Origin of the sequence: Peribacillus simplex (assembly GCF_030123325.1) — a bacterium.
Lineage (GTDB): Bacteria > Bacillota > Bacilli > Bacillales > DSM-1321 > Peribacillus > Peribacillus simplex_D.
In genome coordinates this window covers 4,276,532-4,288,282 of record NZ_CP126106.1, presented here as the reverse complement: position 1 = coordinate 4,288,282, position 11,751 = coordinate 4,276,532, and the positions used below count along the sequence as shown (strand labels likewise).

The following is an 11,751-nucleotide window of genomic DNA, read 5'->3' as shown; positions in this document are numbered from 1 at the left end:
AATTATGGTAAAATTAAAGGGAAAACAGGAAGGAATGTAAATGACCATGAATACTCATTTTTTCTTTGCTTTAGTATTGCCTGATGATATTAAGGCTTATTTATATGCTGTTACGGAACAAATAAAGCAAGACTTTCCATTTAAGAAATGGCTGCATCCAGCCGATTATCATATTACGATGGCATTTTTGGGCAATGCTCCCGATACATTGAAAGAGGGTGCTGTGAGGCGGGTGGAAAACGAGCTTGCCAATGAGGCCTCATTCGGCTTGGAACTCGGCGATATCGGCGGTTTTGGCAAGAGTGAGAGTCCAAGGATCCTATGGGCAGGCGTCAAGCAGCAAGAAAGGCTTTTTTCCATTCAAAGGAAAGTCTATAATTCTTGTATCGAAGCAGGTTTTGAACTTGATAAGAAGCCGTTTAAGCCTCATATTACGCTTGCAAGAAAATTCGAGGGGGATAGTCCCTTTTCGTTGGAGAGCGTTCGCCAGATAGCGAATTTGGAGGATAAGCATTTTGAGGCAGTTCAGGTTGCGTTATATCAAACACATCTTGGGGCTTCCCCTTCATATGAAAAGATTTTCACGATAAACCTTCAAAAATAGAGAGAAATGGGTGGTGGTCGAATGGCACAGCTCATAAAGATGCAGGATTATATTTCACGGTATGAGCAGGATATTTATCGTTATCCAACACAATTTGCACGGTTGAAAAAACAGCAATGGGATAAATTGAAGGCTGCTTATAATGCGGGCGAGCTAGATCGGCTGTATAGCGAACATACTGAAAGTGAAACGCAGGTCAAATTTGATCCTCCTCAGGAAGCGTCAAAGGGCCTGTTTAAAAAGGTGAAAGGTATATTCCACCGGACAGGTAAACAGGAGGCAGAAGCAGAAGAACTGCTAATACCGAACCAAATCGAAGATACTAATGTTTTTTCGTTAAGATTTCCGTTCCAGCCGGACAGTCTGGATGAATTAAAGCAAAATTTTTTAAATCAATTGCTCCGTTTTCAATTGAAATGGGGGAGTTCGACGCTTCGTGAAAAGTCATTTGTGGACCAATCATTCTTTTTGGATGAGAGGCTCCGCTTTTTTCTGCAGCGTTTTCCGGATACGTTTCTCGTATTATATAAACCTATCTTTCTATTGAAAAATGCGCCTGTTGAAGTCGAAGTCATTTTATTGACCCCTGTTGATGCTTGGTGCATCACTTTTCTGGAAGCGGAAGAAGACGCTGCTTTCATCGGTTCGAGTGAACGGTTCTGGGTCCGAAGGCATCATAAGCATCCTGATAAAAAGTGCTCAACCCTTTGTTGGGTGCAAATCGGATGACGAACATCGCCTCCCAGTTATTTGAGCAATATGAAGTGAACATGCCGATTAAAAAGGTGGTTTTATCCCGGAATGGATATGTCGATTATCCCGAAGCCCCTTATGATATTACGATATTGGATAAACGGGCCTTCCCCGAATGGTTTGAAAGGCTGCGGGCTATATCGTCCCCTCTTAAGGCACAGCAGTTAAAAGGGGCGCAGGCATTGCTTGAATATTGCCAAACTACATCCAGCCTGCGACCTGAATGGGAAGCCGATTATAAACAAACAGAAGGAAATGAGCATGCCGCACCTTAATGAAACGGTATATTTCATTGTCAATCCAATGGCTGGAAATGAAGAAAGTTTGAAGATTTGGAAAAAAACCGAGGAAATACTGAAATCAAAAGCCATTCCCCATAAGGTGTTCTTTACACGTGAAAAGGGGCATGCGCTAAGATTGACGAAGGAAATTCTATCAGGGACGAATCAGGATACCCGGGTGATCGCTGTCGGGGGAGATGGCACGATTAATGAAATGATAAATGGCGCCATCGGGTTCCCTCACGCTATCATCGGCTCCATTGCGGCTGGATCCGGCAATGATTATGTAAGGGGCATTCAAAAAACGGAGAGTGTGGAAGAAGCTCTTTCTTTATTTCAGGATAATGCCTGCCGTGCCATTGATATTGGACGGTACGAGACGAATGGCAAGGCGGGTTATTTCGTGAACTGCCTGGGAATGGGCATTGATGCTGAAATATCCGATGAAGCAGAACGTTCCCCTCTGAAAAAATGGTTTAATTTTGTCAGGGCGGGTAAATTAATTTATCTGTTCATTTTTATAAAAAAGATATTTACTTACAAGCCCAGCTGCATGGAATTGATCATTGATGGTGATCGGCATCTTTTGAAAAAGGTTTGGTTCATTGTTATTGCGAACCAGCCCTACTTTGGCGGTGGGATGAAAATTTCACCGATGTCAAAACTGGATGATGGCAGGTTGAACGTGATTGCGGTCCATGATATTACTTTGTTGAAATTATTGACCGTCTTCATCACCGTTTTTTGGGGCGGTCACCTAAACATGAAAAATGTTGATTCTTTTTCCGGTAAAATGATAAAAATGAAGAATCAAGGGTCAGTAAAAATCCAGTCCGATGGGGAAATTGTTGGTACGCATGAAGTAGCTGCAGTGGTTCTGAAAGAGAAAATGCGCGTCATGTTCAAGGATGATGACCCATGCAAAAATATGAAATGATTTATTTGTTTTTGTTTTATGCGTATAATCGTTTTATAGTACTTGACGAAGAAACCGTTTTTCAACTAAAATTTAATTTATGGCTATTGTTTAATTGCTCAATAGCTATTTTTTTATTTCTCTAAAATGAGGATGTTTTTAATTGCGGGTATCATCCCGATGCAAGTATATATGCAGCTTCGCCAGCAGGCGGATTTTTTATAAAACATGGACTCAAAGTAGTGGTAATACATACACTAGGTGAACGTACCCACATTTGTATGATTAAGCGAGGAAATCGAAGGTGAACCAGTTGGAACATTTATTAGGTCAGGAGTGGGATATATCCCCTGCCGGAGGAGCTACGGGAGAAGCCTTTATTGCCGAGAAAGAGGGGCAGAAGCTCTTCCTTAAACGAAATTCATCGCCATTTTTAGCTGTTCTTTCGGCTGAGGGCATTGTTCCAAAGTTAATGTGGACAAAACGCCTGGAAAATGGGGATGTAATTACGGCCCAGCATTGGATGGAAGGCAGGGAGCTATCTCAGCAGGAAATGAACAATATAAGAGTCGCAAAGCTGCTTCAAAAAATTCATCAATCCGATCCTTTGTTAAGCATGCTCAAAAGGCTTGGGAAATCCCCTTTACGACCTGAAAGTATACTTACAGACATAGAAACCGGGTTATCTTCGGATGTTACGGATATTCCGATGATCAAGCAGGCCATCCATTTTTTACAGAATAATCTCCTGTTGATTGAATGCGACGAAAAAGTCGTCTGTCATTGTGATGTGAACCATAATAATTGGCTCATGACCGAAACCGACGGATTGTTCCTGATTGATTGGGACGGAGCGGTCATTGGCGATCCGGCCATTGACCTCGGCATACTCCTGTATTCTTATGTCCCAAGGGAAGAATGGAATCAATGGCTTGCCCGTTACGGCAAGAAGCTTGACGCAGGCCTGGAGATGAGGATGAAATGGCACACGGTTTCACAACTTGTGCTTTCCATCCAATGGCATCATCGCAGAAAGCGGTACGAGGAAAGAAATGAATTACTGCAAAAGCTGGAAGCATTATTGATGGTTGGCTGATCAGAATTGATCTATATCATCCACCCACTGGGACAGGTCGTTCTGGTGGGTTGAAATATGTGCATCTAAATCGGCGGTACCGATGCCTGTCTGACTGTATTCGTAAATCTCCGACAGTATCGTTTTCACATTGCTGTCAATTTCCATATTGACCATTAATGATTTGACGAGCCTTTCAACCTGTTCACATTCAGAAACGGATCCGCAGCAGTCTGTTTGATGGTTGGTCAATATATCTTTCAATAGTGACATTTGATGTTCATGGGAAAGCGGCATATAATTCCTCTCCTTTCTTGAATATGATTCAAGGGATTCCCAGGCGGTTCTCGCCTGCCCTTCACTTATTTATGGTGTGTTTTGCTGAAAGTTTTATACATGAAAACTACAGAGACTGTCGCCTGGATGGCCGGCAGTTTTTTTATTTGGTCAGTGTGTGTTTCCTGAAAAAATCAACTTGCAGGAATCCATGCACTCGTGTTATGGTTTGAACGATTATATTTTAAATAGGGGTGTCATCATGCGTTTAAGAAATAAACCTTGGGCTGAAGACCGTTTGAATGATTTTCCACAATATGTAATTCAGCAGCCAGTGAGCCATAAAGGTAAATGGCATGAAGTTTTCGGTAACGATAATCCGTTATATATTGAAGTGGGTACGGGAAAAGGCCGTTTCATCACAGAAATGGCAAAAGCCCATCCTGATGTGAATTTCATTGGAATTGAAGTATATGGAAGCGTCATTGTAGCTGCTTTGGATTTGCTGATTGAAGCGGATGTTCCAAATTTAAAGCTGTTGAATGTTGACGCAGCGAACTTAGGGGACTATTTTGCAAAAGGTGACGTGGACCGCGTCTACTTGAATTTCTCCGATCCATGGCCGAAATCACGTCATGCAAAACGTCGGTTAACGTATAAGACCTTCCTCGAAGTATATGAAGGCATCCTGCCAGACAAAGGCGAGATTCACTTCAAGACGGATAACCAAGGGTTATTCGAATCTTCCTTGAAAAGTGTTTCCGAGTACGGCATGCTCTTGAAATATGTAAGCCTTGATCTACACAATAGCAATTTTGAAGGTAACATCATGACTGAATATGAAGAAAAGTTCTCGAGTAAAGGCAACCGGATATACCGTTTGGAAGCAATGTTCCAATAATCATCGATCAAAAACCAGGTGCACGGCATCTGGTTTTTTTCCTTGTTAAGGCGGTGTATTTCATTCACGAGGATGACTTGATTGTTATCGATTTCAATATATGGAAGTGGATGTTAAACTAAAGGGAGAGGAGGGGTAAAATGGAAACGATGCAAATAGGGGAAATTAAATTAACATGGTTGAATGGCGGTGTGACTCACTTGGATGGCGGTGCGATGTTCGGTGTTGTACCGAAACCGCTTTGGGCCAAGAAGTATCCTGTTAACGAAAATAACCAAATCGAGTTACGTACGGATCCGATTTTGGTGCAGGCCAATGGATTGAACATGCTTATAGATTCCGGTATTGGCAATGGAAAGCTGAATGACAAGCAGAAACGGAATTTTGGGGTGACGGAGGAATCCAACCTTGTCGAAGATCTTGGCAGACTTGGGATTCAGCCAAATGATATCGATTACATTTTAATGACCCATCTACATTTCGACCATGCCTGCGGTTTGACGAAACGTGAAGGTGAAACTTGGGTGCCTGTTTTTGAGCGTGCAGAAATCATCACGACACAAACAGAATGGACGGAAATGAAAAAACCGAATATTCGTTCAAAAAGTACATATTGGGCAGAAAACTGGGAGGCTGTCGCTTCTCTTGTACGTCCTTTTGAAGGTGAGCAGGAAATTACGGACGGCATTAAAATGATCCATACCGGGGGGCATAGTGATGGACATGCGATCATCGTCATTGAGGATGGCGGGGATAGATTGATTCACATGGCAGATATCATGCCGACGCACGCACATGCGAATGTTCTCTGGGTCCTCGCTTATGATGATTATCCCATGACTTCCATTGAGGCGAAGGAAAAGTGGATGAAATCCGGACTGGAAAATGGGTCCTGGTACAGCTTCTACCATGATGCCCAATATTGTGCCATCAAATGGGATGTAACGGGTAAGGAAATCATAGCCGAATTGAAACGGGAGCGATAAGAGGGAAAGTAACAGGAGGACGTCATTTGACGGCCCTCCTGTTGTTGTTTCAATCATTTTGCGCATTAAGCTCCAATATCGTTCCTGTTGAGGCATCTGCAACAAATTCGAATTGCTCGCGTTTACCCTCTGTGTTTCTGGTGATCCCGCCTTTGTAAACTTCATAGTCCAAGTCATTTTTTGTATAATTCTCCGGCTTCATCAAGATCCATGAGCCATATATATTTCCATCCTTTTTGACTGTTTCCTTCACTTGGGACAAGACTTTATCGGGAGAAGGTTTACTTGATTGATCCAATAGTTGTTTTGTCGCATAGCCAGCAGCAAACCCGGCTGCAGTACCTAGTAAAAACGTTTTCCAATTCATTGATTTCTCCTCCATTGCATTTATTAAAATCGCTTCTTCCAGTATACAGAAGAACGCTTTATTTGACTAATAATTTGAAATTTTACCCATTAACTGATAAATTAGAACTTTCTAGTGTATCACGATGCTAAGTTCTGTAAAATAGTAAGAAACAATACATAGGTTAGGGGTAGAAAAATGAATCATGAGACTTTGGAACTTTTTAAAACATTGACGGAATTGCCGGGAGCCTCGGGAAATGAACATGCAGTTCGGAGTTTCATGAAGAGGGAGCTGGAAAAGTATTCGGATGAAATCGTCCAGGATCGCCTTGGCGGAATATTTGGCGTTAAAAGAGGCGATGAGGATGGGCCGACTGTACTGGTTGCCGGACACATGGATGAAGTGGGATTCATGGTCACCTCCGTAACGGAAAATGGAATGATCCGCTTTCAGACCCTGGGAGGCTGGTGGAGCCAAGTGCTATTGGCCCAAAGAGTCGAGATTATAACCGATAACGGTCCGGTCATTGGTGTCATCGGTTCGATTCCGCCCCATTTGCTTGATGAATCGCAACGGTCAAAACCAATGGATATCAAAAATATGCTGATTGATATCGGGGCGGATGATAAGGAAGATGTGAAGAGAATCGGTATTAAGCCAGGTCAGCAGATTGTACCGATTTGTCCATTCACTCCTATGGCCAATGAGAAGAAAATCCTCGCAAAAGCGTGGGATAATCGTTACGGCTGCGGACTTGCGATAGAATTGTTAAAAGATTTAAAAGGTGAAACGTTACCGAATATCTTATATTCCGGGGCAACCGTCCAGGAGGAAGTCGGATTACGGGGTGCGCAAACTGCAGCTCATATGATCAAACCGGATCTTTTCTTCGCTTTGGATGCAAGTCCGGCGAACGATATGTCCGGCAGCAAAAGTGAATTTGGCCAGCTAGGAAAAGGGGCACTGCTCCGCATCTTCGATCGTTCGATGGTCACTCATCGCGGCATGAGGGAATTCATCCTTGATACGGCCGAGTCGAATGAGATTCCGTATCAATATTTCGTTTCCCAAGGCGGCACGGATGCAGGGCAAGTCCATATTGCAAACGAAGGCATTCCAAGCGGGGTGATTGGCATTTGTTCCCGCTATATTCATACACATGCATCCATGATTCATATTGATGATTATGCCGCTGCACGTGAACTGATTGGGAAATTGGTTCGTTCCTGTGATAAAACGACATACGAGACCTTGATTAATAACGGTTTATGCTAGAAGCTGAATGGGAAAGGGATGATGTCATGAATCCTTTTCCATCAGCTTTTTTTACATGGAAGGAAGGTAATTATATTGAAAATAGCAGTAGGCAGTAAAAATCCGGCAAAAGTAAGTGCCGTGCTTGGTGTATATGAAGATGCAGAAATCATTTCGCTTCAAGTGGAGAGCGGGGTCCCGGAACAGCCTTTTTCAGACGAGGAAACGATGGAGGGGGCAATGACACGTGCCCGGAACTGCTTGATTCACAGTGATGCCGAAATGGGTATCGGGCTTGAAGGCGGTGTCGTGAAAATGGGACAAGCGCTGTTTCTATGTAATTGGGGTGCAATGGCAACAAGGGACGGTGAGGTCTTTGTAGCTGCCGGAGCGAGAATCCCGGTTCCGGGAATTGTTGCTGGGAAGCTGCTGGACGGTGAAGAGTTGGGCCCGGTGATGGACGCCTTCACAAGGCAAGAGAATATTAGCAAAAAGGAAGGTGCGATCGGCGTATTTACAAATGAGCGAATCACCAGGGGGGAAATGTTCCTTCATATCATGAGGATGTTAGCCGGTCAACACGAGTATAGGCTGAAAATGGGAAAGCAGGATTCTTGAATCACTGTCATGGAAAAGCGAATTTCGAATGATGGAAACGAACACTGCCAAAACAGAGCAGGAACGGACAGGATTTTATTGAGCGGCATTGTTAGTATAGTGATAAGGGGGGAGCGAAATGGGGTGGGTTGAATCAATCCAAAAGGCCATCGAATATATCGAGGAACACTTATTGGAGGACCTGACGATCGAGAATATTTCCAGGCAGGCGAATGCCTCAGCTTTTCATTTTCAACGGACATTCACGATTTTAACGGATATAACCATTGGTGACTATATCCGTCGACGAAGACTGACCTTAGCGGCCCAGGAAATTTCATCAACAAATGGAAAGGTCATTGATTTAGCCTACAAGTATGGCTATGACACCCCCGAGGCATTCTCGAAAGCTTTTCGAAGGCAGCATGGGATATCTCCAAGCGAAGCCCGAAAGTATATGGGGAAGCTGAAATTCTATGAACGTCTGGTGATACAGGTGATTCTGAAAGGGGCAAAACCGATGAAATACAATATCCTTGAAAGGGATTCCTTTCAATTGATTGGAATCAAGCAAGAGTTTTCCTTGGTTAATGGAGAGAATTTGATTGGGATTCCAAAGTTGTGGGAGAAAGTGAATTCGGATGGAACAGGAGATAGGTTAGCGAAGTTGAACAATGGCCAAATAGATGGCTTGATTGGTGTATGTGTCGATAAGCGGGCTGTGGAAAAAAATGAAACGATGGATTATTGGATAGGTGCAGAGTATGCCGGGAAAGTGCCTGAAGAGTTTTCAACGCTTACGATACCGGCTTCCAAGTGGGTTGCATTCGAAGTTCACGGACCTATGCCTGAGGCCATCCAACAAGCTTGGAAACGAATTTTTTCCGAATGGTTCCCTACCAGCGGTTATGAACATGCCGGAACTCCAGAATTGGAAGTATACGCGAATGACGACCCTTCAAACCCTGACTATTACTCCGAAATTTGGATTCCCATTAAAAAGGGATAAGATAAACGATTCGTTTTTCGCTTGCAGGGGATGCCCTGCAAGCTTTTTTTCGTTTCTTTATAAATCTGAGCCGGACAGTTAAGGACAGGGAGATTTACAGCCCTTCTTCAAAAATATAAGAAAGCACCTTCATGGCTTGGTTAACGGATTCTACCGTGACACTCGCCTTTTCCGATAATTCCTTTAAGGCATGATGATGGGATTCAGGACGGATCAAAATAAGCGGTTTACCCAGGGAAATGGCGGTGCTTGCGTCCATGGCAGTATTCCACTGTTTATATTTCTCACCAAACAGGGCGACGACAAGGTCAGCTTTTTTCATCAAAAGACCTGTCCGCAAATTATTGATTTGGGAAGCGGCCGCATCCTTCAGGATGGGATTCGGCTGTTCCCCGAGGATATCTTCACCGATATTATCGGAGCGTTCATGATTTTCCATCGGGCCGACAAATTCTAAAGGAAGCTTCAGTGCAGCGGCCTTATCTCTCAGTTCACTTCTCCAATTGGAATGGATCTCCCCAGCAAGATACACGGTTAACTTCATTGTTTTCCTCCTTGGTATTAAAATTGCTTTCATTGTACCATGTTTTTTAGAAAATGGATGAATTCCATAAATAAGGATAATATTATCCATAAGGTAGTAAAAGAGACGGCTGGAGGAATGACGATGGCTTTATCGAATAAGAATATCCTTACTTTCCTGTTGATAAGCAGTTTGATCGTGGGCTGCTCAGGTATAGAGAGACAAACCGAAAAGGCAATGAAGGCTGCTGAAGTGGCTTTTCGTGACGATGAAAAACAGCCAAATCAAGAGGCAGGGCTAATTCAGGTCTATCTGCCAAAGGATTATAAAGTAGTGGAAGAACATGATAATAATTTGATTTTACAAAAAGGTGATAAGATTTATATATTATTTGTCAATCCAAATGAAAAAGAAGACAGCTCCGTGCTATATTTGGCGATAAAGGAACAAGATGATCAAAATATAATGCTGCATTCTTTTCAAACTGATGATAAATTCGGCTTTATTTCGATCAAAGAGATACCGAAAGAAAAGTATGAGCTCGCAGTGGGGATCGGCGGGGTGAAGCTGACAACCGAAACGGATAAAGACCAATTAAAAGCCGATGCGAAACAAATGATGGAAATCGTTTCATCCGTGCCCCAGAAATAAGCTGACCCCTGCCTTTCAACCAATCCGTATTAATGGTTGATTTCTGGAGAGTCTGGTATGATGGGATTATAAAAACTAAGGTGTCATTTAGAGCAGGAGGAATATTCAAATGGAAAATTTACAAACCGTCGAGCAATATGATGCATTAAAAAATGAAGGCAAACATATTTTTCTTTTTTCAGCGGCATGGTGTGGGGATTGCCGTGTAATCGAACCGATAATGCCGGAGATTGAAACGAAATTTCCTGACTTTACATTCATTCATGTGGACCGTGATGAATTCATCGATGTGTGTGCGGCTAATGATGTATTCGGTATACCAAGTTTCATCGCGTATGATAATGGTAAAGAGCTAGGCAGATTCGTGAGCAAGGATCGCAAAACGCAAGAACAAATTGAGGAATTCATACAATCACTATAATCAATTTCCCCTTCTCGCTGGGGATTTTTCAATGAAGAGGAGGGTCAGTCATGAAAATGGACAGCACGAAGCTGAAAAATATCCTGAAGGAACGTTTAAAAGATGAAAATCGCGCATTCAAATTCGATAGCAAGCAAGATACGTTACGGGTGGAAAATGTGAAGACCGGGAAGGGGATCACCATCGAATTGCCTCCTGTACTTGCTAACTATGAAAACGTACAGGAAAAGGCCATCGATGAAATTATCTATTACGTGGAAGAGGCCCTGAATGTGATGGGGGGAGAACACAGCATGGAAGGCAAGGAGAAATTCATTTTCCCAGTCATCCGCTCGACCTCCTTTCCAATGGAATCGGAAGAAGGAAATCCATTTTTGTTCGATGAGCATACGGCTGAAACCCGGATTTTTTATGCCCTTGATCTAGGGAAAACCTACCGTCTTATAGATGAAAAGATGATTCAAAGGGAAAATTGGCAGGGTGACAGGATCCGTGAAATTGCCCTTTTTAATGCCCGTTCCCTCTCCACTGAAATGAAGTCGGATATCGTTGCAGGTAATGCATTTTATTTTTTGAACACGAATGATGGATATGATGCCAGCAGGATCCTGAATGAATCATGGCTTCGGGAAATGAAGGACAAGATCGAGGGAACCATGGCTGTGGCCATTCCCCATCAGGACGTCATCATCATTGCTGATGTGAAGAATGATACGGGCTATGATATTCTTGCGCAAATGGCGATGAGCTTCTTTGCCAGCGGTCATGTTCCGATAACGGCTCTATCATTTCTTTATGAAGAAAATGAGTTGGAGCCCATCTTCATTATGGGTAAAAACAAAAAGCGTGAACAATGATATATTGAATCACAAAAGGACCGTGTCAGCATCTGGCAGCGGTCCTTTTAAAGTTTAATAGAGTTCATGACTCTTGGAGTTGATATTTATTTTTTAATCGGCGATAATATAATTGTAATATTTTGAAAATATGGAATAAAACAATAGAACGAGCGGATGAACGTTGTGGGAGAGTGCAAAGCATTGAGCCACCGAAGGAGCAAGTTCCAAAAATATCCCTTGGAGCAAATCTCTCAGGTAAATGGAACCGCAGCTGGACGCAACTCTGGAGAGCGCGCAGGAAGTGTGCCGCCAACGG

16 protein-coding genes and 1 riboswitch are annotated in these 11,751 nt (G+C 43.0%); of the genes, 13 read left to right on the top strand and 3 right to left on the bottom strand.

The annotated features are described in order from the left end of the window. Positions 1-40: 40 nt before the first annotated feature. The 5 genes from thpR (at position 41) to QNH43_RS20290 (ending at position 3,650) form a co-directional block, all read left to right on the top strand. Complete coding sequence (thpR, locus tag QNH43_RS20305) at positions 41-604, top strand: RNA 2',3'-cyclic phosphodiesterase (RefSeq protein WP_283915412.1); 564 nt, start codon at positions 41-43, stop codon at positions 602-604. Positions 605-625: 21 nt separating this feature from the next. Then, on the top strand, positions 626-1,333 hold the full coding sequence (locus QNH43_RS20300; RefSeq protein WP_349654778.1) for a hypothetical protein: 708 nt from the start codon (positions 626-628) through the stop codon (positions 1,331-1,333). Next, the gene (locus tag QNH43_RS27660; protein WP_349654777.1) at positions 1,330-1,632 is read left to right on the top strand and encodes a hypothetical protein; all 303 of its coding nucleotides are present in this window, start codon (positions 1,330-1,332) and stop codon (positions 1,630-1,632) included. Before QNH43_RS20300 ends, QNH43_RS27660 begins: the two co-directional genes overlap by 4 nt. Next, complete coding sequence (locus tag QNH43_RS20295; protein ID WP_283918407.1) at positions 1,619-2,575, top strand: diacylglycerol/lipid kinase family protein; 957 nt, start codon at positions 1,619-1,621, stop codon at positions 2,573-2,575. Before QNH43_RS27660 ends, QNH43_RS20295 begins: the two co-directional genes overlap by 14 nt. A 292-nt stretch (positions 2,576-2,867) precedes the next feature. Continuing rightward, positions 2,868-3,650 carry a phosphotransferase family protein gene (locus QNH43_RS20290; protein ID WP_076366247.1) on the top strand — a complete coding sequence of 261 codons (783 nt, stop codon included), beginning with the start codon at positions 2,868-2,870 and terminating at the stop codon, positions 3,648-3,650. Here QNH43_RS20290 and QNH43_RS20285 read toward each other — a convergent pair whose 3' ends face one another. Beyond that, on the bottom strand, positions 3,651-3,926 hold the full coding sequence (locus QNH43_RS20285) for a YtzH-like family protein (RefSeq protein ID WP_283915411.1): 276 nt from the start codon (positions 3,924-3,926) through the stop codon (positions 3,651-3,653). A 241-nt stretch (positions 3,927-4,167) separates the two neighbouring features. Between QNH43_RS20285 and trmB the strand changes: the two genes are divergently transcribed. Together trmB and QNH43_RS20275 are read left to right on the top strand one after the other, a co-directional pair. Beyond that, the gene (gene trmB / locus QNH43_RS20280) at positions 4,168-4,806 is read left to right on the top strand and encodes a tRNA (guanosine(46)-N7)-methyltransferase TrmB (RefSeq protein WP_283915410.1); all 639 of its coding nucleotides are present in this window, start codon (positions 4,168-4,170) and stop codon (positions 4,804-4,806) included. A 140-nt stretch (positions 4,807-4,946) separates the two neighbouring features. Next, positions 4,947-5,792, top strand: a complete 846-nt coding sequence (locus QNH43_RS20275; RefSeq protein WP_283915409.1) for a YtnP family quorum-quenching lactonase — start codon at positions 4,947-4,949, stop codon at positions 5,790-5,792. Between the two features lie 49 nt (positions 5,793-5,841). On the opposite strand, the gene QNH43_RS20270 is transcribed toward QNH43_RS20275, so the two are convergent. Beyond that, on the bottom strand, positions 5,842-6,159 hold the full coding sequence (locus tag QNH43_RS20270) for a PepSY domain-containing protein (RefSeq protein ID WP_283915408.1): 318 nt from the start codon (positions 6,157-6,159) through the stop codon (positions 5,842-5,844). Between the two features lie 177 nt (positions 6,160-6,336). Between QNH43_RS20270 and QNH43_RS20265 the strand changes: the two genes are divergently transcribed. From QNH43_RS20265 to QNH43_RS20255, 3 genes are all read left to right on the top strand, one after another. Beyond that, on the top strand, positions 6,337-7,416 hold the full coding sequence (locus tag QNH43_RS20265; protein ID WP_283915407.1) for a M42 family metallopeptidase: 1,080 nt from the start codon (positions 6,337-6,339) through the stop codon (positions 7,414-7,416). A gap of 75 nt (positions 7,417-7,491) precedes the next feature. Beyond that, a complete protein-coding gene (locus QNH43_RS20260) occupies positions 7,492-8,013 on the top strand; it encodes a DUF84 family protein (RefSeq protein ID WP_076364632.1) in 522 nt (173 codons plus the stop codon). Between the two features lie 118 nt (positions 8,014-8,131). Next, the gene (locus QNH43_RS20255; protein ID WP_283915406.1) at positions 8,132-9,001 is read left to right on the top strand and encodes an AraC family transcriptional regulator; all 870 of its coding nucleotides are present in this window, start codon (positions 8,132-8,134) and stop codon (positions 8,999-9,001) included. A 94-nt stretch (positions 9,002-9,095) separates the two neighbouring features. Here QNH43_RS20255 and QNH43_RS20250 read toward each other — a convergent pair whose 3' ends face one another. After that, the gene (locus QNH43_RS20250; protein ID WP_192206091.1) at positions 9,096-9,545 is read right to left on the bottom strand and encodes a YtoQ family protein; all 450 of its coding nucleotides are present in this window, start codon (positions 9,543-9,545) and stop codon (positions 9,096-9,098) included. Positions 9,546-9,668: 123 nt separating this feature from the next. Between QNH43_RS20250 and QNH43_RS20245 the strand changes: the two genes are divergently transcribed. From QNH43_RS20245 to QNH43_RS20235, 3 genes are all read left to right on the top strand, one after another. Further along, positions 9,669-10,175 carry a hypothetical protein gene (locus tag QNH43_RS20245; protein ID WP_283915405.1) on the top strand — a complete coding sequence of 169 codons (507 nt, stop codon included), beginning with the start codon at positions 9,669-9,671 and terminating at the stop codon, positions 10,173-10,175. Positions 10,176-10,284: 109 nt separating this feature from the next. After that, entirely contained in the window at positions 10,285-10,596 is a 312-nt protein-coding gene (locus QNH43_RS20240) for a thioredoxin family protein (RefSeq protein WP_283915404.1), read from the top strand. Between the two features lie 50 nt (positions 10,597-10,646). Then, a complete protein-coding gene (locus QNH43_RS20235; RefSeq protein ID WP_076364642.1) occupies positions 10,647-11,453 on the top strand; it encodes a DUF1444 domain-containing protein in 807 nt (268 codons plus the stop codon). A 156-nt stretch (positions 11,454-11,609) separates the two neighbouring features. Continuing rightward, positions 11,610-11,713: riboswitch (glycine riboswitch) on the top strand. The last annotated feature ends 38 nt before the right edge of the window (positions 11,714-11,751 follow it).

Excerpts from the sequence above, each read along its gene's own strand:
- QNH43_RS20295 (WP_283918407.1), top strand. The coding sequence starts at position 1,619 with ATGCCGCACCTTAATGAAACGGTATATTTCATTGTCAATCCAATGGCT.
- QNH43_RS20270 (WP_283915408.1), bottom strand. The coding sequence starts at position 6,159 with ATGAATTGGAAAACGTTTTTACTAGGTACTGCAGCCGGGTTTGCTGCT.
- QNH43_RS20250 (WP_192206091.1), bottom strand. The coding sequence starts at position 9,545 with ATGAAGTTAACCGTGTATCTTGCTGGGGAGATCCATTCCAATTGGAGA.
- QNH43_RS20245 (WP_283915405.1), top strand. The coding sequence starts at position 9,669 with ATGGCTTTATCGAATAAGAATATCCTTACTTTCCTGTTGATAAGCAGT.
- QNH43_RS20300 (WP_349654778.1), top strand. The coding sequence starts at position 626 with ATGGCACAGCTCATAAAGATGCAGGATTATATTTCACGGTATGAGCAG.
- QNH43_RS20235 (WP_076364642.1), top strand. The coding sequence starts at position 10,647 with ATGAAAATGGACAGCACGAAGCTGAAAAATATCCTGAAGGAACGTTTA.
- QNH43_RS20275 (WP_283915409.1), top strand. The coding sequence starts at position 4,947 with ATGGAAACGATGCAAATAGGGGAAATTAAATTAACATGGTTGAATGGC.
- QNH43_RS20285 (WP_283915411.1), bottom strand. The coding sequence starts at position 3,926 with ATGCCGCTTTCCCATGAACATCAAATGTCACTATTGAAAGATATATTG.
- trmB (WP_283915410.1), top strand. The coding sequence starts at position 4,168 with ATGCGTTTAAGAAATAAACCTTGGGCTGAAGACCGTTTGAATGATTTT.
- QNH43_RS27660 (WP_349654777.1), top strand. The coding sequence starts at position 1,330 with ATGACGAACATCGCCTCCCAGTTATTTGAGCAATATGAAGTGAACATG.
- QNH43_RS20265 (WP_283915407.1), top strand. The coding sequence starts at position 6,337 with ATGAATCATGAGACTTTGGAACTTTTTAAAACATTGACGGAATTGCCG.
- QNH43_RS20240 (WP_283915404.1), top strand. The coding sequence starts at position 10,285 with ATGGAAAATTTACAAACCGTCGAGCAATATGATGCATTAAAAAATGAA.
- thpR (WP_283915412.1), top strand. The coding sequence starts at position 41 with ATGACCATGAATACTCATTTTTTCTTTGCTTTAGTATTGCCTGATGAT.
- QNH43_RS20255 (WP_283915406.1), top strand. The coding sequence starts at position 8,132 with ATGGGGTGGGTTGAATCAATCCAAAAGGCCATCGAATATATCGAGGAA.